The following is an 18,009-nucleotide window of genomic DNA, read 5'->3' on the forward strand; positions in this document are numbered from 1 at the left end:
GGATCGGACGCCCCCGCCACCGTCATGCTCCGGGGGCCGTGCTTCGCCCGCTGTCGGTCCCGCGCTGCAGGGTGATCAGTTCGGTGTTCGTCTCGCCGGCGTGCTGACGCGGGTCCGGAGCTGCGTCTCCCGCCTTGGGCGAACGCTTGGTACGGCGCTGCAGACGGAACGCGATGTAGGAGAGCACCAGGCAGACGGCGACGTACATGGAGCCACCGACGATCGCCGCAGGGATGAGCGGAGAGCCGTAGGGCGCCTGGTTGCCGATCTGGTTGATCACGTACAGCAGCTCCTGGTACGTGATGATGAAGCCGAGAGCCGTGTCCTTCAGCGCGACGACGAGCTGCGCGATGATCACGGGCATCATCGCTCGCACGGCCTGCGGCAGGAGGATGAACCACATGACCCCGCTCTTGCGGAGTCCGATTGCGTACCCGGCCTCGGCCTGCCCGCGCGGCAGCGACTCGACACCGGCGCGCAGCACCTCGGCGAGCACCGAGCCGTTGTAGACGATGAGCGCGATCACGACCGCGAAGTAGGGCGACATCTTGATGCCGACGACGGGGAGGCCGTAGTACAGCAGCATCATGAGGACGAGCACGGGGACGGCGCGCAGCACCTCGATGATCCACCGGACCGGTTCCCGGACCCAGGCGTGCTCGGAGAGACGCCCGATGCCCAGGACGAAGCCGAGGACGAGCGAGCCGACGCCGGCCGCGGCGAAGGCGGCGAGCGTGCTGAGAAGCCCCTCGCCGAAGCGGACCCAGACCGCGGAGTAGGAGAAGATGTTCCACTTCTCCGCCGAGAACTGCCCGGTGGCGAAGAGCCGCCACACGACCCAGCCGAGCACGGCGAGCACCACGAGCACGGTCGCGACTCCGATGAGTCTGTTGCGCGCGATGGCGCGGGGACCGGGGACGTCGAAAAGAACGGAACTCATCGCGAGATCCTCCACTTGTTCTCGAGCACTCGCTGGACCCAGGCGAGCAGCAGCACCAGCACGACGAAGATGACCATGACCCACAGCAGCACGACCAGGGCGCTCTCGCCGCGCTCGCTGAGTGCGGCGCGGATCGTGCCCAGGTTGACGACGGAGAAGCCCGCCGCGACCGTCGTGTTCTTCATGAGGGCGATGAGCACGCTCATCATCGGGGGGACGACGGATCGGGTCGCCTGCGGCAGGACGACGTAGCGCATGACCTGACCGAAGTTCAGGCCGATCGCCCGGGCGGCCTCAGCCTGCCCGACGGGCACCGTGTTGATACCGGCGCGCAGCGCCTCCGCGACGTAGGTGGCCGTGTAGAGACCGAGGGCGATGACCGCGAGCAGGAGGGAATTGACGCGTTCGCCGAGAAGGATCGGCAGGCAGAACGCGAAGAAGAACATGACCAGGGTCAACGGGGTGTTGCGGATCCAGTTCACGTAGACGCCGCCGACCGCGCGGGCGATCGGGACCGGGGACACTCTGGCCGCGCCGACGATCAGTCCGAGGACGATCGCGATGAGACCTCCACCCAGGAACAGCGCGATCGTTCCCCACAGCGCTTCCCCCCAGAGATCGAGGTGGTCGGTGATGACTCCCACTGGTGCTCCTGTCGATTCGAATTGGCGCGACGCTCTGCCGATGGGCGGGGCGGCCGAGGATATCGGCCGCCCCGCTCGGATCAGCTGATCGGGTCGACCTCGGGCTGGGTCGCCTTGACTCCGGAGGCTCCGAGGTTGTTCTCGAAGATCTGCTCCCAGACGTCGCCGCCGTCGGTCAGCTGCGTGTTGAAGTACTCGACGAGTGCGGTGTCATCCTTCGCCACACCGATGCCGTAGCGCTCCTCGCTGAAGGGCTCGCCGACGACCTTGAGGTTGTCGGGGTCCTGAGCCGCGTAGCCGATGAGGATCGCCTCGTCGGTCGTGACGGCGTCCACCTGGCCGTTCTTGAGGTCCTCGACGCACTTGGAGTAGGTGTCGTACTCCTTGGTGGGAACCTCGGGGTAGTTGGTGTTGATGTTCTGGATAGGCGTGGAGCCCGTGGCCGAGCACACCGTGGTCGAGGAGTCGAGGTCGTCGACGCTCTCGATGTCGCTGTCGGCCCCGACGAGGAGGCCCTGGCCCGTCACGAAGTACGGACCGGCGAAGGAGATCTGCTCCTTGCGCTTGTCGGTGATCGAGTAGGTGCCGACGTAGTAGTCGATGTCACCGTTCACGATCGCCTGCTCGCGGTTCGCCGAGGCGATCGCCTGGAACTCGATCTTCTCGGGGTCGACCCCGAGGGATGCGGCCATCCAGCGTGCGATGTCGACGTCGAAACCGGTGCGCTCGCCCGTCACGGGGTCGAGGTAGCCGAGCCCGGGCTGGTCCTCCTTGACGCCGACCTTGATCGTCCCGCTGGACGAGATCCGGTCGAACGTCGGGCTGCCGTCGAGGCTGACATCGGTCGCCACCGTCCAGGGCGTGCTGCTCGAGGCGTCGCCGCCGTCGTCGCCGCCGCCGGTGCCCGTGCTCGACGGGGTTCCGCTGTTGCAGGCGGTGAGCGCGAGCAGCGCCACCGCCGCGATTCCGATACCTGCCAGTGTCCGTGTGCGTCGCATGTGCGTCTCCTTCGTGTGCTGTGGGTGCAGGGTCTGGGGTGATCAGTGCGTGAGGAGCTTCGAGAGGAAGTCCTTGGCGCGATCGCTCTTCGGATGGGTGAAGAACTCCTCGGGCGTGGCCTCTTCGACGATCCGACCGTCGGCCATGAAGACCACGCGGTCGGCCGCCTTGCGGGCGAAGCCCATCTCGTGGGTGACGACGATCATCGTCATGCCCTCGTGCGCGAGCTCGACCATGACGTCGAGCACCTCGTTGATCATCTCGGGGTCGAGCGCGCTGGTCGGCTCGTCGAACAGCATGACCTTCGGATGCATCGCCAGCGCTCGCGCGATCGCGACGCGCTGCTGCTGCCCGCCCGAGAGCTGGGCCGGAAGCTTGGACGCCTGCTTGGCGACGCCGACGCGCTCGAGCAGCTCCATCGCCTCGCGCTCGGCGTCGGCCTTCTTGAGGCCGCGCACCTTGATCGGGCCGAGGGTGACGTTCTCGAGGATCGTCAGGTGGGCGAACAGGTTGAACGACTGGAAGACCATGCCGACGTCGGCGCGGAGTTCGGCGAGGCCGCGTCCCTCGGCGGGCAGCGCCTTGCCGTCGATGCTGATGGTCCCGCTGGTGATCGTCTCGAGGCGGTTGATGGTGCGGCACAGGGTCGACTTGCCCGAGCCGGACGGGCCGATCACGACGACGACCTCGCCGGCGTTCACGGTGAGGTCGATATCGGTCAGAGCCTGGAACTCGCCGTAGTGCTTCTGCACGTTGTCGACGACGACAAGGGCTTTACCGGTGGTCATCTTTTCTCCAAACTCGCCAGGTCGTCGGCAGTGCTCGATCGGGGGTCGGCCCCGGTGGGTTCAGTCTTCGCGCCACCCGTCCCCACGGGCATCCGCGTTCATCGTCGAACGGTGCGCGACGGACCTCACGATCGCAGAGCCCCCGGGCGCTGTCAGACTTCTTGAGGATTTCTTGAGGGTCGTAACAAGGGCGTTACGCAGCGGTCCCCGAGGGGCGCGGCGCCGTCATCCGCGCTGATCGCGATAGAAGTCCACCGCTCCGGGATGGAGGTCCACGGGCACGGTGAAGATCGCCTGACGGCGGCTCAGGAGCGCCGCCGCCGGCACGTCCTCCGCCATGCGCGAGCGCGCGTCGAAGAGCACCGTGAGCACGTCCTTCACGACCGCATCCGGGGTCGCGGACGCGACGATCAGGTAGTTCGGAACCGCCATCGTCGGCACCGATTGCGCGATCCCGTAGGCGCCGGCGGGGAAGTCCGACGAACGGTACGCGTCGGAATACCGTGCGTTGACGGCGTTGACCCAGTCCTGTTCGATCGGCAGCAGCCGCAGGGGCAGCGAACCCGAGAGGTTCTCGATGCCGGGCGTCGGCAGTCCCCCGACCCAGAAGAACCCGTCGATCTCGCCGCTCTCGAGCGCGGCGATCGACTCGCGCAGATCCAGCTGCGGATTGCTCACCGACGCGGCATCCACCCGGGCGGCGTCGAGGATGCGCGTGGCGATGACGTTGACGCCCGATCCGACGGCGCCCAGCGACACCGTCCGCCCGGTGAGATCGGTGATGTCGTCGATCTCGGAGTCCGCCCGCACGACGACGTGCACGTACTCGTCGTACAGGCGCGCCGCCGCCTGGATCGGGAGAGGCTCGTCGAACGCGCCGCGTCCGGCCACGGCGTCCGCAGCCGCATCGCCCTGGGCGAAGCCGAGCAGCGCCTCGCCGGACGCGACCCTGCGCAGGTTGTCGACGGAGCCGTCCGTCTCCATCACCTCGGCCGATACGCCGAGCGCGGTCGAGAGTTCCTCGGCGAAGTGCCCGCCGTAGTCGAAGTAGACCCCCGTCGTGCCTCCGCCGGCGATGACGGCCGTGCCCTCCGCCCACTCGCCCGCGCGCGGGCTGCACCCGCTCGCGCCGAGGACGACGACGGCGGCGCAGACCGCGGCAGCGGCACGGCGCGCGAGCCGGAGCATCCGATCCCTGGTCATTCGAACCCCCCGTTCGTGAGCACGAGCGACACCAGGAGACCCCCGCCGTCCGGCGACGACACGACCAGTTCGCCGCCGATGGATGCGAGCAGATCGGTGGCGATCGCCAGCCCGAGTCCCGTACCCGGGGTGTCGTCGCTGTCGGCGCTGCGCCAGAATCTGTCGGTGGCGTACTCCACCTGATCCCCGGCGAGCCCCGGCCCGCGATCCCGCACGGTCAACCGACAGCGTTCGCCGTCGCGTTCCACCCCCAGCTCGATCACCGAATCGGCCGGCGAGAACTTCACGGCGTTGTCGATGACCGCATCGAGTGCGCTCTCGACGATCGTGCGATCGGTGACGCACATGACGATCCCCTCCCCCGTGCGTCGGAAGCCGATGCCGCGGGGCCCCGCCACCTCGCGCCAGGCATCGCTGCGACGCTCGACGAGCGTGGTGAGGTCGACCGCGGAGAACATCGAATCGGCGCGACCGCTGCGGGCGAGGTTCAACATGGTCTCGAGGATCCGAGTCATCCGGCGCCCTTCCTCGCGCGTCTCCTCGATGTCGTCCTTCCAGTCGTCATCGAGCCCCGTCGCCAGGTGCTCGACGCGCAGCAGCAGGGCGTTGAGAGGATTGCGCAGTTCATGCGAGGCGTTCAACGCGAACTCCTGCTGGCGGGCGAGGCTGCGCTCGATCTCCTCGGCCATGCCGTTGAAGACCCTCGTCATCCGCCTCAGTTCGGGCGGCCCGGTGTCCTCCGCGACGCGCGCATCCATCTCACCGTGCTCGATCGCCACCATCGCATCGTCGAGCCGCCGCACGGGCGAGAGCACCCAGCGGGCGAGTTGGAACACCAGGAGAACGCCCAGGGAGATCGAGACGAGGGCGACCCCGATCAGGATCAGTAGCTGCTGCAGGATCGCCGTGCGCGGAGCCTCCACCTCGGCCGAGATCATCACCGCGCCGATCACATCGCCGTCGTCGAACACCGGCTCGACCATCGTGGCGTCCGAGATGATCCAGGGGAAGAAGGCCTCCGGGGCCTCCGCGCGGCGGCCGGAGAGCGCGAGTCGCACCTGCTCGGCCTCCTCCTCGGAGAGCACCCCCGGCTCCGACTCGCTCGCCGCCCAGACGGATCCGGTGAGGTCGTACACCGCGATCTCGATCCCGTAGACCTGCTCGAACCTGCGCGCCTCGCCCTCGAACACCCCGGCAGCATCCGAGCGGAGCGCCTGCCGGGCCGTCGTGGCGAAGTAGCCGAGGTCACCGATCTGTTCGGTGTAGACCGCCTGCTGGATGCTGCGCGCGGCGCTCCATCCGGTCGCGCCGCCGAGAGAGAGGAGGATCGCGACCAGGGGCACCAGGAACACGATCACGAGCCGCTTGCGCACCGGCTACGACCCCACGAGTCGATAGCCGACGCCACGCACCGTCTCGATCACCCGGTGTGAGCCCGTCTTCTTACGGATGGCTCCGACGTGCACCTCGAGCGAGTGACCGAAGCCGCGCCAATCGGTGTTCCACACCTCGCGGATGAGCCGATCCTTCGGAACGGCGACTCCGGGATAGCGCGCGAGCACCGCGACGATGTCGAACTCCTTGGGCGTGAGGTCGACCGCCTGGTCGTCGACCCGGAGCTGCCGTGCCACGAGATCGATCGCGACAGCACCGCCGTGGATCGTGACCACGCCGTCGGACTCGGGACGCACCGCTCGCGAGCGTCGTGTCACCGCCTCGATCCGGGCGAGGAGCTCGTGCACGTCGTACGGCTTCACCACGAAGTCGTCGGCGCCGGCACGCAGCCCCTTGATGCGCTCGGTGACCTGGCTGCGCGCCGTCACGACGACGATCGGCACGTCGGAGCGGCCACGGATACGGCGGCACAGATCGATGCCGTCGACGTCGGGCAGACCGAGATCGAGGAGAACGACCTCGGTGTCCGCCCCCAGGAGATCCATCGCCGCGGCGCCGTCGGACGCCCTCACGGTCGCATACCCCGAACGGGCGAGGAAGGCGTCGAGCGCCGCGGCGACGCGATCGTCGTCTTCCACGATCAGTATCCGCATGCGCTCCCCTCCTCTCTCCGTCGGCGGTGACGGACGGGCAGGAGCAAAAGTATCAGCCGACCGTCGCGGCGCGCTGCGCGAACGCGCTCTCGTACAGGCACACGCTCGCGGCGGTCGCCAGGTTCAGCGACTCCGCCTTGCCGAAGATCGGGAGGCGCAGAACGCGATCGGCCAGCGCCAGAGCGTCGTCCTCCAGGCCTCGCGCCTCGTTTCCGAACAGCCACGCGGTCGGCTCGGCGAGCACGCCCTCGGCGCGCGCGGAGAGCAGGTCGTCACCCTTCACATCCGCGGCGAGGATGCGCAGACCGGCTTCGTGCGCGCGGATGATGACGTCGTCGAGTTCCCCGCCGACCGAGACCGGGAGGTGGAACAGCGATCCCGTCGTGGCGCGCACGACTTTGGGGTTGTACGGATCGACCGTGCGTCCGGTGAGGACGACGGCATCCGCTCCCGCCGCATCCGCCGCGCGGATGATCGTCCCGAGGTTGCCGGGATCGCGCACCTCCTGGCAGATCGCGACCAGGCGAGGGGATGCCGCGAAGACGTCCCGCACGGACGTCGGCGTCTGCCGGACGACGGCCACGAGCCCCTGCGGAGTGACCGTATCGGCCATCGCGTTCAGGACGTACTCGGTGACGTGCTCGACATCGATGCCGGCATCTGCGGCCTGAGCCCGGATGTCGGGATGCCTCTCCCACCCGGTCGGGGTCGCGAAGAGCTCGACGATCGCCTCGGGACGGTAGGTCAGAGCCTCTCGGACGGCCTGCGGCCCTTCGAGGAGGAAAAGCCCGGTCTCGGTTCGTGCGCTTCGCTTCGTCAGCTTGGCGACGGCTCGGACTCGGGGGGAGCGGGGGTTCTCCAGCACGATCACAGTCTAGGGAACACCTTCCCCCCGCCGAGCCATTGAGGCAGGCGCAGTTCCAGGTTCGATCGATAGGGTGCGGGCGTGACAACCGACAGCCCATCGTCCCCGCGGGCGAGGCGACGCCGACGGATCGGGTGCGCCGCAGCGGCTGCGGGAGTCATCGGCGCAGGCCTCTTCGTCCACGGTCTCGCCGAGGGGCCGGCCGGGGACATCGCCGGGGACGCCCTCTACGCCGTGCTGATCTACGCGCTCATCGCCTGCGCGCTCCCCCGTGCGCGCTCCGGCGCGATCGCGGTGTCGGCCGCCCTCGTGTGCGCTGCCGTCGAGTTCGCCCAACTCACCGGCATCCCGCACGCCCTGGGCCAGGCGTTCCCACCCGTGCACCTGGTGCTGGGTTCGGGATTCGATCCCCGGGATCTGGTCGTCTACGTCTGCGCCGTCGCGGTGGCCGCTGCGCTCGAGGCCGGCGTGCGCTCCAGGTGGACAGCGCGTCCGGAGAAAGCAGAAGGCGCCCTCCCGGAGGAGAGCGCCTTCTGAAGAGATCGCTGCTTACGCAGCCGACTTCGGAGCGTTGACGTCGGAAGGCAGAGCCTTCTTGGCCGTCTCGACGAGAGTCGTGAACGTCGCTGCGTCGTTGACCGCGAGGTCGGCGAGCATACGACGGTCGACCGTCACACCCGCGAGGCCGAGGCCCTGGATGAAGCGGTTGTACGTGATGCCGTTCTGGCGTGCCGCAGCGTTGATGCGCTGGATCCAGAGGCGACGGAAGTCTCCCTTGCGCTTGCGACGGTCCCGGTACGAGTAGACCAGGGAGTGGATGACCTGCTCCTTGGCCTTCCGGTAGAGGCGCGAACGCTGGCCGCGGTAACCGGAGGCGCGCTCGAGGATGACCCGGCGCTTCTTGTGAGCGTTTACCGCCCGCTTGACTCTTGCCATTTTCCTGTATTCCTATCGTGCGTTCGGCGCGTCAGCGACCGAGAAGCTTGTTCGCGACCTTGGCGTCTGCCTTCGACAGAACCTGGTCCTGGTTGAGGCGACGGGTGCGACGGCTCGACTTGTGCTCGAGGTTGTGACGCATGCCAGCCTGCTGCTTCTTCAGCTTTCCGCTGCCGGTGATCTTGAAGCGCTTCTTCGCACCCGAATGGGTCTTCTGCTTCGGCATCTTCTCTTCCTTCGTATGGCGCCTTCTCAGGCGACGGTGTCAACCCGCGGTGCGGGAGTGTGTGGGGCGGGTGTCACTCCGCGGCGGCTTCGGCCGGAGCCTCGGCCTTCGCCTCGCGGGCAGCCTGCTTGTTGGCGGCGCGCTGCGCGTCGCGAACGGCGTTCTGCTCCTGCTTGGCCTCGGACTTGCTCTTCAGCGGAGCCACGACCATCACCATGTTGCGACCGTCGATCGTCGGGTTCGACTCGACGGTTCCGAGCTCGGCGACGTCCTCGGCGAACTTGCGCAGCAGACGCACACCCTGCTCGGGACGCGACTGCTCGCGGCCGCGGAACAGGATCATGGCCTTGACCTTGTCGCCGGCCTTGAGGAAGCCCTCGGCACGCTTGAGCTTGGTCGTGTAGTCGTGCGCCTCGATCTTCAGGCGGAAGCGGACCTCCTTGAGAACGGTGTTCGCCTGGTTGCGGCGAGCCTCCTTCTCCTTCTGGGCGGCTTCGTACTTGAACTTGCCGTAGTCCATGATCTTGACCACGGGCGGCTTCGAGTTGGGTGCGACCTCGACGAGGTCGAGGTCGGCTTCCTGCGCAAGGCGCAGCGCCGCCTCGATGCGGACGACGCCGATCTGCTCACCCGCGGGGCCGACGAGGCGGACCTCGGGGACGCGGATGCGCTCATTGGTGCGGGGATCGCTGATGCGGAACTCCTTAGACGATGGGATTCGGCCACCGGGATGCTGTCAGCATTCCGGGCGAAATCAGAATCGTCCCCACCCACCGGCCTTCAGAAGCCGGCTTCGCACCCTGACGACCGCCCCGCTCTGCGAGCGGATCCGGTGGAGTGCAAGACCCGGTAGCCTGGAACGGCAAGCGCGGGTGGGAAGTGAATCCTCTTTCGTGCCGGAGCATGACGCTCCGGAGCCCGACAAAGTCTAACAGAAGGCAAGGCGAAGTGACGAACCAGGCATCCAACGAGGCTGACCGCGAGCGCGAAGAGCGCTGGGCACGGCAGGAGGAGGCCGCGTCGTCCGCGACGCGCGACATCGCCGACGTCCCCGCCGTCGAGGTCATCACCACCGCCGCCGTGCACCTCATGAGCGCGGCCGCCGTCAAGCTCGGTCTCGCCGACGACCCGAACGCGCAGGATCAGCTCGACCTCGACGAGGCGCGCAAGCTCATCAACTCCCTCGCGGGACTCATCACCGCCGGTGCCCCCGAGATCAGCGACATGCACGCGCGCTCCCTGCGCGACGGATTGCGCTCGCTCCAGCTCGCCTTCCGCGAGGCTTCCGTCATCCCCGACGCGATCGGCAAGGGGCCGGGCGAGAAGTGGACCGGGCCGGTCAACTAGTTTCTCCGGGGGCGAGCGCAACGACGCCGCCTTCGTTCGCAGAACGGGGACCCTCCCGCTTCGCGGGCCCCTCCCGATGCTCACTCCCGGCGGCATCGCTGCGCTCGCCGGTCGGAACGGCTCGACCGTTGGAGCTATAGGCGCGTCAGGCGCTGCGGCGGAGTTTGACGGTGAGGGAGTCCGCGAGGACGGCGATGCGGTCGTCGGACGACCAGCGCTGAGCGAGGCGGGCGAGCACCGCGTCGAGGACCTCTCGCTCGAGTCCGTCGACGAGTTCGAGGATGACGATCAGTTCGGGACCCCGCAGACGCGCATCCGGATCCCCCGCGGCCACGGCCACGTCGATCACCGCGAGCTCCTGCGCGACGCTCGCCTGCAGGGCTGCGAACACCTCGGGCGAGAGGAAGCTCGGTTCCCACGCGTGCTCCTGCGCGATCGCCCACACCGCGGGGCGGCGGATCACGAACTCGGTCTCCGACGTCGGGTCGAGCACGATCAGATCGGTGTCGTCGGCGGATGCCGCGAGAGCCGCGCGAACGGCCTCGACGGGGATGGGTCGCGCCGACGCATCCCATCGCTGCATCGCCTCCACCGAGGAGAACACGGGTTGCACGCGACGCCCGTCCGGTGCCGCGACCGTCACGATCGAGAGCTCCTGCGTCTTGTCGACGGCGAGTCCGCTCGGGGCGACCCCCTCCTCGCCCTTCTCGGCGACGAGCGGGATGAGCACACGCGCGTGGCGGAAGGCGTCCACGACCGCCACCTGGCTGCCGGAACCCGCGCGAAAACTCAGCAGCGCGGCGAGCAGGGCGGGATCGGCGGAGCCGTCATCGGCGGCGTGCTGGTTCGCCTCGAAACTGCGCCCCTCCCACGGAACGCCGGCGGAGTCGCCACGGTTCGCCGCACCCGCGTGGTCGTGGGAACCGTGACCGTGCGGGCCGTGACCGCAGGAGTCGTCAGTCGCCGGCGACATCCAGCGCCTCAGCAAGGGTGAACGCTCCGGCGTACAGGGCCTTGCCCACGATGGCGCCCTCGACTCCGAGCGGCACCAACTCGCGCAGCGCGGCGATGTCGTCGAGGCTCGAGATGCCGCCCGAGGCGACGACGGGCTTGGGCGTACGGGCGGTGACCTCGCGCAGGAGCTGCAGGTTCGGGCCGCGCAGCGTGCCGTCCTTCGTCACATCGGTGAGCACGTAACGGCTGCAGCCCGCGTCCTCCAGGCGGTCGAGCACCTCCCAGAGGTCGCCGCCCTCCTTCGTCCACCCACGCGCTGCGAGGGTCGTGCCGCGGACGTCCAGACCGACGGCGATCGCTTCGCCGTAACGGCCGATCACGTCAGCCGCCCACTCCGGGTTCTCCAGCGCAGCCGTGCCGAGGTTGATCCGGGTCGCTCCGCTCTCGAGAGCGGCCTCGAGGGTCGCGTCGTCGCGGATTCCGCCCGAGAGTTCGATGTTCACGCCTCGGTACTGCTTGATCACCTTGCGCAGGATCGGCGCGTTGCTCCCCCGTCCGAACGCCGCATCGAGATCGACGAGGTGGATCCACTGAGCGCCCTGCGAGACCCATTCGCCGGCGGCGTCCAGCGGATCTCCGTAGCTGGTCTCCGTGCCGGCCTCGCCCTGCGTGAGGCGCACGGCCTTGCCACCGGCGACATCGACCGCGGGGAGCAGCGTGAGAGAGGGAGACTGTGCGAAGTCGTTCATGACGTCCTTGGTGTGGGGGCTCGGCGCCCGCTGCGGGCACGAGATTCGAGGGTACTCTGCGGCCGCACGGGCCTCAAAATGCGTGACGCCGGGCGGCGCCTCTCAGAGGCTCCGGGTCCAGTTGCGCAGGAGACGGATGCCCGCGTCCCCCGACTTCTCCGGGTGGAACTGCGTCGCGGTGAGCGGGCCGTTCTCGACCGCGGCCAGGAACGGATCACCGTAGGTCGTCCAGGTGAGAACGGGCTGCGGGAACGGCGGGATGACGTCGAGTTCCCAGGTCTGAGCCGCGTACGAGTGCACGAAGTAGAAGCGTTCGTCCTCGATGCCGTCGAACAGGATGCTGTCGGATCCCGGAGACACCGTGTTCCACCCCATGTGCGGGAGGACCGAGGCGTTGAGCTCGGTGACCGCTCCCGGCCACTCCCCCAGTCCCTCGGTGTTCTGCCCGCGTTCGACACCGCGTTCGAAGAGCACCTGCATCCCGACGCAGATCCCCATGACCGGGCGTCCACCCGCGAGCCGACGATCGATGATGTCGTCTCCGCCGTGCGCCCGCAGGGCGTCACGGACCGCGGCGAACGCGCCGACACCCGGCACGAGCAGTCCATCGGCTTCGAGCGCCTCGGTGCGATCGCGAGTGAGGACGGCATCCGCCCCGGCGGCGACCAGCGCCTTCACCGCGGAGTGCACGTTGCCGGACTCGTAGTCGAAGACGGCGACCCGGGGCGTGCGGGTCACAGCGCGCCCTTGGTCGACGGGATGCCGTCGACCAAGGGGTCGAGGGCCTTGGCCTGCCGGAAAGCGCGCGCGAAGGCCTTGTACTCCGCTTCGGCGATGTGGTGCGGGTCGCGACCACCCAGCACGCGCACGTGGACGGTGAGCGCCGCGTTGAAGGCGATCGCCTCGAAGGTGTGCCGGACGAGCGAGCCCGTGAAGTGTCCGCCGATGAGGTGCTGCTCGAAGCCCGCGGGCTCGCCCTCGTGCACGAGGTACGGACGGCCGGAGATGTCGACGACGGCCTGAGCGAGCGCCTCGTCGAGCGGCACGAGCGCATCGCCGTAGCGCGAGATCCCCGCCTTGTCGCCGAGCGCCTCACCGATCGCCTGGCCGAGCACGATCGAGATGTCCTCGACAGTGTGGTGCGCATCGATGTGGGTGTCGCCCGAGGCCCGCACCGTCAGATCGGTGAGCGAGTGCTTGGCGAAAGCCGTGAGCATGTGGTCGAAGAACGGAACGGAGGTGTCGATTCGGCTGGCGCCGGTGCCATCGAGGTTCAGCTCGAGCTCGACGGTGGACTCCGACGTGCTGCGCACGCGGCGCGCGGTGCGCGGGGCCGGGGTGGGGGTGCTCATGAGGCCGATTCTATCGAGGCCAGCGCATCGAGGAACGCCGTGGTCTCGGCCTCGGTGCCCGCGGTGACGCGCAGGTGGCCGGGGATCCCGACGTCACGGACGAGCACGCCCTGCTCGTAGAGACGCTGCCACGTGGCCTTCGGATCGGAGACGCCGCCGAACAGCACGAAGTTGGACCAGGACTCGTGAGGCGTGTATCCGAGCGCCTCGAGCGTCGCTGTGATCCGATCGCGCTGCGCGACGATCTCCTCGACCATGGCCAGCATGACGTCGGAGTTGCGCAGCGCGGCGACCGCCGCCGCCTGGGTGAGCGCGCTCAGGTGGTACGGCAATCGCACGAGACGCAGGGCGTCGATGAACGCGGGATCGGCGGCCAGGTATCCCACCCGCGCTCCGGCGAAGGCGAAGGCCTTGCTCATCGTGCGCGACACCGCGAGCCGCGGGCGTCCCTCCAGCAGCGTGAGCGCCGAGGGTGCGTCGTGCGGAGCGAACTCCTGATAGGCCTCGTCGACCACGACCACACCGCGCGCGGCCGCATAGACGGCCTCGATGACGTCGAGTCCGAGCGGCGTACCCGTCGGATTGTTCGGCGAGCACAGGAGCACCACGTCGGGATCGACCTGCTCGATCTGAGCGACCGCCTCTTCAGGGGTGATCGTGTAGTCGGGTTGGCGCTCCCCTGCCACCCAGCGCGCGCCCGTCCCCTGCGCCAGCAGGGGGTACATCGAGTAGGTCGGCGCGAAGCCGAAGACCGTCCGCCCCGGGCCGGCGAAAGCCTGGAGGATGTGCTGGAGCACCTCGTTCGAGCCGTTGCCCGCCCAGATCTGCGAGGCGTCGAGGCCGTGACCGAGGTACTGCGCGAAGCCCTCACGGAGAGCCGTAAACTCGCGGTCGGGGTAGCGATTCACGTCGCGGAGCGCGACCGCGATGTCGTCGAGGATGTCACTCGCCACGGCATCCGGTACGGGGTGCGTGTTCTCGTTGACGTTCAGAGCGATCGGGAGCGGCGCCTGAGGTGCCCCATACGGGGTGAGCCCTCGGAGATCGTCGCGGAGAGGGAGATCATCGAGCGAAGAAGTCACCACTCCATGCTAGGCCGCACGGCAGGGCCCGCTCTCCGCGTTACCGCCTTTTGCGGTGGGGACGACGGCCGGACGAGTCAGCTCGCGTACTCCGCGGGGATCGACAGCTCCTGGCCGATCTGCAGCACGCCGCCCTGCAGCATGTTGAGACGAGTGATCTCGCCGATCACCTCTCGCGGGTCGGACTCGGGCGAGACCTCGGCCGCGATCGACCACAGCGTGTCGCCCGGCATCACGGTGACCGTCTCGAACGTCACCGTGCCGGCCCCCTCGCCGGTCGCCAGCGCGCTGCCGCCGCTGAGCGCGGCGAAGGCGATGCCGACTGCGAGAGGAAGCGCAGCCAGAGCGAGCAGCACACGACGACCGCGCGCCGTCAGCCGGAGACGCGTCGCCGGGCGGACCGGACGGACGGCTGCGGTGCTGAAGGTGATGCTGCTCATGTCGTTCTCCTCTGCCTTGCTCCGGTGAACCGGAGGTCTGTCATCACCCGCGAGCGATGACCACGTTGGCGTAGCGTTCGCATCCGCCTCTCGGCCGGGAGGGGCGAGTGCGAAGCTACGTTCCGAAGGTATCTTCGAACTCGAATATCTGTCAAGCTTTCTTCGAAATCACGTTCGCGATTTCACCGACACGCTCGAACAGATCTTCCACATCCGCGCTTTTCTCGGATACGGTTTCGATACCAACACCGAACCACGGGCCTCCGACATTCGAAGAAGGACGCCGGAATCGCGCACCGAAGGAGCATCATGAGCGAGATCACCGCCCCCGATCCCGAGGCACCGCGCACACGCCGTCGGAAGAGCCTGAGCCCCAAGCAGATGGCCATTCTCGAGGTGATCCAGGCGTCGATCGCCCAGCAGGGGTATCCGCCGAGCATGCGCGAGATCGGCGACGCCGTCGGGCTCAAGTCGCTCTCGAGCGTGACCCACCAGCTCGGCCAGCTCGAGCTCAGCGGCTACCTGCGTCGCGATCCCGGCAAGACGCGTGCGATGGAGGTCCTGATCGATCTCCCCGGCACGAGCACCGAGAACCCCGCCGATGTCGCCACTCCCGTGGGCGACGCCGCTCTGGTGCCCCTCGTCGGTCGCATCGCCGCCGGCGTCCCGATCACGGCCGACCAGCACGTCGAGGAGATCTTCCCCCTGCCGCGACAGCTCGTCGGCAAGGGCGACCTGTTCATGCTCAAGGTCTCGGGCGAGTCCATGATCGACGCGGCGATCTGCGACGGCGACTGGGTCGTCGTCCGCTCCCAGCACACCGCCGAGAACGGTGAGATCGTGGCGGCGATGCTCGACGGTGAGGCGACGGTCAAGACCTTCCGGCGCCGCGACGGCCATACCTGGCTGCTTCCGCGCAACTCGGCGTTCGAACCGATCCTCGGCGACGAAGCCGTCGTCCTCGGGAAGGTCGTCGCCGTCCTCCGCGCGGTCTGACGCACGTACGGGCCCGGCGCGCTCGCGCCGACGCATAGGCTCGAAGCATGTCGTCACCGTACGGTTCCTGGCCCTCGCCCTTCACCCCGGCATCCGTCGCCGCGGCCTCCCCGCGCCTCGACGGAGCACGATTCGTCGGCGAGGAGATCTGGTGGGCGGAGTCCGTGCCTGCCGAGGGCGGTCGCATGACGGTGCGCTCATCGCTCGGACATGAGGTGCTCCCTGCTCCCTGGAGCGCTCGATCGCGCGTGCACGAGTACGGCGGTGGAGCATGGACGGCGGACGCCGATGGCACCCTCTTCTTCGTCCAGGCCGACGATCAGCGCGTCTACCGGCTCCGTCGCGGCACGGAGCCCGTCGCTCTCACTCCTCCAGGCCCCGCCCACGGCGGGCTGCGTGTGCAGAACGGCCGCCTTCTCGCCGTCCGCGAGGACCTGACATCGACGGAGCACCGTCGGGCGATCGTCGAGATCCCGACCGACGGGTCTGCCGCGGAGTCCCCGTCCGCCGTCATCGTGCACGCCGAGAGCGGCGCCTTCTATGCCCACCCCTCCCTCTCGCCCGACGGCACGAGGCTGGCCTGGGTCGAGTGGTCGGGCGAGCGGATGCCGTGGGACGAGGCGCACCTGCGTCTGCGTGACCTGCGCTCCGGCGAGACGGGCTCGGTGTCCACGCGTGCGGCCCTACAGCCGGAGTGGATATCCGAGAACGAACTCCTCTTCGCGGACGACCGAGACGGGCGCTGGGCCGTGCACCGGGTCACCGTCGACGGGATCGCGCCCACGGCCGCGCCGGTCCCTCTCACCTCCGCCGACGCCGACACCGGCTACGGACTGTGGGTGCTCGGCAATCGCTGGTTCCAGCCCCTCGATGACGGCCGTCTCGTGGCGGTGCGCACGAACGGCCGGGACGAGATCGTCGTCCTCTCCGGCGACGGTTCCGAGCGACGCCTCGAGGTGCCGTGCGACGGGCACGTGAGCATCGATGACGTCGTCGGCTCGCTCGTCCTGCTCTCGGGGAACGGATCGGGCGTCACCTCCGGCGTGTGGTGCGCCGATCTCGACACGGGTGCCGTCGTCGCGGTCCGCGGAGGCGAGGCCGTCGATCCCGCGTGGATGCCGCCGCCCCTCGCTCTCACCTTCGACGGCCGTCACGGCCCGGTGCACGCCTACGCGTATCCGCCCGCGAACCCGGGTGCTGCGGCATCCGCGGACGAACTCCCGCCGTACCTGGTGCTGGTGCACGGCGGCCCGACCGCTCACGTGACCGGGGCGACCTCGGCGGCGCTCGCGTTCTACACGAGCCGCGGGATCGGGGTGCTCGACGTGAACTACGGCGGGTCGACCGGCTATGGACGCGCCTATCGCGAGCGGCTCGACCGCCAGTGGGGCGTCGTCGACGTCGACGACGTCATCGCTGCGGCGCACGGCCTCGCGGCGGCGGGCCTCGCGGACCCGACGCGCATCGCGATCCGCGGAGGCTCGGCCGGTGGTTGGACGGTCCTCTCCGCGCTCGTGCGCGGGGGCGCGTTCGCGGCGGGCATCTCGCGCTACGGCGTCTCCGACCTGAGGATGCTCGTCGCCGACTCCCACGACTTCGAGAAGCACTACATCGACGGCCTCGTCGGTCCGCTCCCGGCATCCGAGGAGCTGTACATCGAACGCTCGCCTCTGACGCACGCCGACCGGATCGACGTTCCGGTGCTCCTGCTCCAGGGAGCCGATGACATCGTGGTGCCTCCGTCGCAGTCCGAGGCGATCCGCGATGCGCTCGCCCGACGGGGCGTCGATCACGAGTACGTGCTCTACCCCGAAGAGGGGCACGGCTTCCGGCGCGCGGAGACGGTCGTCGATGCCCTCGAACGCGAACTCGCGTTCCTCGGTCGGGCGTTCGGCTTCACGCCGTCGCCGTGACCTGCGGCTATTCGCCGACGCGGTTGCGCAGTCGCATCGCGCGTTCCGCTTCGCGCGTGTCCTGACGCTCACGGAGCGTCTGGCGTTTGTCGTACTCGCGCTTTCCCTTGGCGAGTGCGATCTCGACCTTGGCGCGACCGTCGGAGAAGTACAGCTTGAGCGGGATCAGCGTGTAACCGCCCGCGGAGACCGCGTGGGCGATCTTTACGATCTCCTCGCGGTGCAGCAGCAGCTTGCGGATGCGCTTGGCCGAGTGGTTCGTCCAGTGCCCCTGCGAATACTCGGGGATGTGCACGGAGTCGAGGAAGACCTCGTTGCCCTTGACGAACGCGTAACCGTCCGAGAGGTTCGCGCGCCCCTGGCGCAGTGACTTGACTTCGGTGCCGGTGAGCACCATCCCCGCCTCGTACGACTTCTCGATGTTGTAGTCGTGACGTGCGCGACGATTGGTCGCGATGACCTTCTCCCCGCGTTCCCTGGGCATGATGCTCTCCTGATCCGTGTCGTGCGCTCGCACAACAGCCTTT

The 18,009-nt window shown here is 68.7% G+C and carries 22 protein-coding genes; 4 read left to right on the forward strand and 18 right to left on the reverse strand.

The window, feature by feature from the left end:
- Positions 1-22: 22 nt before the first annotated feature.
- The 8 genes from ACTJKK_RS05145 to ACTJKK_RS05180 form a co-directional block, all read right to left on the reverse strand.
- Positions 23-940 (reverse strand): amino acid ABC transporter permease, encoded by a 918-nt coding sequence (locus ACTJKK_RS05145; RefSeq protein ID WP_247625349.1) that lies wholly within the window; start codon positions 938-940, stop codon positions 23-25.
- Positions 937-1,584: an amino acid ABC transporter permease gene (locus ACTJKK_RS05150; protein ID WP_247625348.1), complete on the reverse strand. Its 648-nt coding sequence runs from the start codon at positions 1,582-1,584 to the stop codon at positions 937-939. The genes ACTJKK_RS05145 and ACTJKK_RS05150 overlap by 4 nt, the downstream gene beginning before the upstream one ends.
- 80 nt (positions 1,585-1,664) lie before the next feature.
- Positions 1,665-2,582 (reverse strand): glutamate ABC transporter substrate-binding protein, encoded by a 918-nt coding sequence (locus ACTJKK_RS05155; RefSeq protein WP_247625347.1) that lies wholly within the window; start codon positions 2,580-2,582, stop codon positions 1,665-1,667.
- 42 nt (positions 2,583-2,624) lie between these two features.
- On the reverse strand, positions 2,625-3,371 hold the full coding sequence (locus tag ACTJKK_RS05160; protein WP_247625346.1) for an amino acid ABC transporter ATP-binding protein: 747 nt from the start codon (positions 3,369-3,371) through the stop codon (positions 2,625-2,627).
- A 225-nt stretch (positions 3,372-3,596) separates the two neighbouring features.
- A complete protein-coding gene (locus ACTJKK_RS05165; protein ID WP_440747219.1) occupies positions 3,597-4,559 on the reverse strand; it encodes a TAXI family TRAP transporter solute-binding subunit in 963 nt (320 codons plus the stop codon).
- An 11-nt stretch (positions 4,560-4,570) separates the two neighbouring features.
- Positions 4,571-5,947 (reverse strand): sensor histidine kinase, encoded by a 1,377-nt coding sequence (locus tag ACTJKK_RS05170; RefSeq protein WP_247634398.1) that lies wholly within the window; start codon positions 5,945-5,947, stop codon positions 4,571-4,573.
- A gap of 3 nt (positions 5,948-5,950) precedes the next feature.
- Positions 5,951-6,622 (reverse strand): response regulator transcription factor, encoded by a 672-nt coding sequence (locus ACTJKK_RS05175; RefSeq protein ID WP_247625343.1) that lies wholly within the window; start codon positions 6,620-6,622, stop codon positions 5,951-5,953.
- Positions 6,623-6,674: 52 nt separating this feature from the next.
- Positions 6,675-7,487, reverse strand: coding sequence for a TrmH family RNA methyltransferase (locus tag ACTJKK_RS05180; protein ID WP_440747220.1), 813 nt, complete (start codon positions 7,485-7,487; stop codon positions 6,675-6,677).
- 81 nt (positions 7,488-7,568) lie between these two features.
- On the opposite strand from ACTJKK_RS05180, the gene ACTJKK_RS05185 reads away from it, so the two are divergent.
- Positions 7,569-8,024 carry a DUF2809 domain-containing protein gene (locus ACTJKK_RS05185; protein WP_440747221.1) on the forward strand — a complete coding sequence of 152 codons (456 nt, stop codon included), beginning with the start codon at positions 7,569-7,571 and terminating at the stop codon, positions 8,022-8,024.
- A 12-nt stretch (positions 8,025-8,036) separates the two neighbouring features.
- On the opposite strand, the gene rplT is transcribed toward ACTJKK_RS05185, so the two are convergent.
- From rplT to infC, 3 genes are all read right to left on the reverse strand, one after another.
- Positions 8,037-8,423, reverse strand: coding sequence for a 50S ribosomal protein L20 (gene rplT / locus ACTJKK_RS05190; protein ID WP_045252681.1), 387 nt, complete (start codon positions 8,421-8,423; stop codon positions 8,037-8,039).
- Positions 8,424-8,454: 31 nt separating this feature from the next.
- A complete protein-coding gene (gene rpmI / locus ACTJKK_RS05195; protein WP_247625340.1) occupies positions 8,455-8,649 on the reverse strand; it encodes a 50S ribosomal protein L35 in 195 nt (64 codons plus the stop codon).
- Positions 8,650-8,722: 73 nt separating this feature from the next.
- Positions 8,723-9,367 carry a translation initiation factor IF-3 gene (gene infC / locus ACTJKK_RS05200; protein WP_308194271.1) on the reverse strand — a complete coding sequence of 215 codons (645 nt, stop codon included), beginning with the start codon at positions 9,365-9,367 and terminating at the stop codon, positions 8,723-8,725.
- A gap of 230 nt (positions 9,368-9,597) precedes the next feature.
- On the opposite strand from infC, the gene ACTJKK_RS05205 reads away from it, so the two are divergent.
- Positions 9,598-9,996: a DUF1844 domain-containing protein gene (locus tag ACTJKK_RS05205; protein WP_247634396.1), complete on the forward strand. Its 399-nt coding sequence runs from the start codon at positions 9,598-9,600 to the stop codon at positions 9,994-9,996.
- Positions 9,997-10,141: 145 nt separating this feature from the next.
- Here the strand turns inward: ACTJKK_RS05205 and ACTJKK_RS05210 are convergent, their stop codons facing one another.
- From ACTJKK_RS05210 to ACTJKK_RS05235, 6 genes are all read right to left on the reverse strand, one after another.
- Positions 10,142-10,969 (reverse strand): SseB family protein, encoded by an 828-nt coding sequence (locus ACTJKK_RS05210; RefSeq protein WP_440747222.1) that lies wholly within the window; start codon positions 10,967-10,969, stop codon positions 10,142-10,144.
- Positions 10,953-11,699, reverse strand: a complete 747-nt coding sequence (gene priA, locus ACTJKK_RS05215; protein ID WP_440747223.1) for a bifunctional 1-(5-phosphoribosyl)-5-((5-phosphoribosylamino)methylideneamino)imidazole-4-carboxamide isomerase/phosphoribosylanthranilate isomerase PriA — start codon at positions 11,697-11,699, stop codon at positions 10,953-10,955. Before priA ends, ACTJKK_RS05210 begins: the two co-directional genes overlap by 17 nt.
- Positions 11,700-11,801: 102 nt before the next feature.
- Entirely contained in the window at positions 11,802-12,437 is a 636-nt protein-coding gene (hisH, locus tag ACTJKK_RS05220) for an imidazole glycerol phosphate synthase subunit HisH (RefSeq protein WP_247634393.1), read from the reverse strand.
- Positions 12,434-13,051 carry an imidazoleglycerol-phosphate dehydratase HisB gene (gene hisB, locus ACTJKK_RS05225; RefSeq protein WP_247625335.1) on the reverse strand — a complete coding sequence of 206 codons (618 nt, stop codon included), beginning with the start codon at positions 13,049-13,051 and terminating at the stop codon, positions 12,434-12,436. The genes hisH and hisB overlap by 4 nt, the downstream gene beginning before the upstream one ends.
- The gene (locus tag ACTJKK_RS05230) at positions 13,048-14,133 is read right to left on the reverse strand and encodes a histidinol-phosphate transaminase (RefSeq protein ID WP_440747224.1); all 1,086 of its coding nucleotides are present in this window, start codon (positions 14,131-14,133) and stop codon (positions 13,048-13,050) included. Before ACTJKK_RS05230 ends, hisB begins: the two co-directional genes overlap by 4 nt.
- Before the next feature lie 77 nt (positions 14,134-14,210).
- Positions 14,211-14,573: a LysM peptidoglycan-binding domain-containing protein gene (locus ACTJKK_RS05235; RefSeq protein ID WP_247625333.1), complete on the reverse strand. Its 363-nt coding sequence runs from the start codon at positions 14,571-14,573 to the stop codon at positions 14,211-14,213.
- Between the two features lie 309 nt (positions 14,574-14,882).
- Here ACTJKK_RS05235 and lexA point away from each other — a divergent pair, with 309 nt between their 5' ends.
- Together lexA and ACTJKK_RS05245 are read left to right on the forward strand one after the other, a co-directional pair.
- Positions 14,883-15,569: a transcriptional repressor LexA gene (gene lexA, locus ACTJKK_RS05240; protein ID WP_247625332.1), complete on the forward strand. Its 687-nt coding sequence runs from the start codon at positions 14,883-14,885 to the stop codon at positions 15,567-15,569.
- Positions 15,570-15,616: 47 nt separating this feature from the next.
- Complete coding sequence (locus tag ACTJKK_RS05245) at positions 15,617-17,482, forward strand: S9 family peptidase (protein ID WP_440747225.1); 1,866 nt, start codon at positions 15,617-15,619, stop codon at positions 17,480-17,482.
- A gap of 7 nt (positions 17,483-17,489) precedes the next feature.
- On the opposite strand, the gene smpB is transcribed toward ACTJKK_RS05245, so the two are convergent.
- Positions 17,490-17,966 carry an SsrA-binding protein SmpB gene (gene smpB, locus ACTJKK_RS05250; protein WP_247625330.1) on the reverse strand — a complete coding sequence of 159 codons (477 nt, stop codon included), beginning with the start codon at positions 17,964-17,966 and terminating at the stop codon, positions 17,490-17,492.
- Positions 17,967-18,009: the final 43 nt, after the last annotated feature.

This window comes from Microbacterium sp. 22179, from assembly GCF_052045715.1.
In the GTDB taxonomy this organism is placed as follows: domain Bacteria; phylum Actinomycetota; class Actinomycetes; order Actinomycetales; family Microbacteriaceae; genus Microbacterium; species Microbacterium galbinum.

Excerpts from the sequence above, each read along its gene's own strand:
- ACTJKK_RS05145 (WP_247625349.1), bottom strand. The coding sequence starts at position 940 with ATGAGTTCCGTTCTTTTCGACGTCCCCGGTCCCCGCGCCATCGCGCGC.
- ACTJKK_RS05155 (WP_247625347.1), bottom strand. The coding sequence starts at position 2,582 with ATGCGACGCACACGGACACTGGCAGGTATCGGAATCGCGGCGGTGGCG.
- ACTJKK_RS05160 (WP_247625346.1), bottom strand. The coding sequence starts at position 3,371 with ATGACCACCGGTAAAGCCCTTGTCGTCGTCGACAACGTGCAGAAGCAC.
- ACTJKK_RS05165 (WP_440747219.1), bottom strand. The coding sequence starts at position 4,559 with ATGCTCCGGCTCGCGCGCCGTGCCGCTGCCGCGGTCTGCGCCGCCGTC.
- ACTJKK_RS05175 (WP_247625343.1), bottom strand. The coding sequence starts at position 6,622 with ATGCGGATACTGATCGTGGAAGACGACGATCGCGTCGCCGCGGCGCTC.
- rplT (WP_045252681.1), bottom strand. The coding sequence starts at position 8,423 with ATGGCAAGAGTCAAGCGGGCGGTAAACGCTCACAAGAAGCGCCGGGTC.
- rpmI (WP_247625340.1), bottom strand. The coding sequence starts at position 8,649 with ATGCCGAAGCAGAAGACCCATTCGGGTGCGAAGAAGCGCTTCAAGATC.
- ACTJKK_RS05210 (WP_440747222.1), bottom strand. The coding sequence starts at position 10,969 with ATGTCGCCGGCGACTGACGACTCCTGCGGTCACGGCCCGCACGGTCAC.
- priA (WP_440747223.1), bottom strand. The coding sequence starts at position 11,699 with ATGAACGACTTCGCACAGTCTCCCTCTCTCACGCTGCTCCCCGCGGTC.
- hisB (WP_247625335.1), bottom strand. The coding sequence starts at position 13,051 with ATGAGCACCCCCACCCCGGCCCCGCGCACCGCGCGCCGCGTGCGCAGC.
- ACTJKK_RS05235 (WP_247625333.1), bottom strand. The coding sequence starts at position 14,573 with ATGAGCAGCATCACCTTCAGCACCGCAGCCGTCCGTCCGGTCCGCCCG.
- lexA (WP_247625332.1), top strand. The coding sequence starts at position 14,883 with ATGAGCGAGATCACCGCCCCCGATCCCGAGGCACCGCGCACACGCCGT.
- ACTJKK_RS05245 (WP_440747225.1), top strand. The coding sequence starts at position 15,617 with ATGTCGTCACCGTACGGTTCCTGGCCCTCGCCCTTCACCCCGGCATCC.
- smpB (WP_247625330.1), bottom strand. The coding sequence starts at position 17,966 with ATGCCCAGGGAACGCGGGGAGAAGGTCATCGCGACCAATCGTCGCGCA.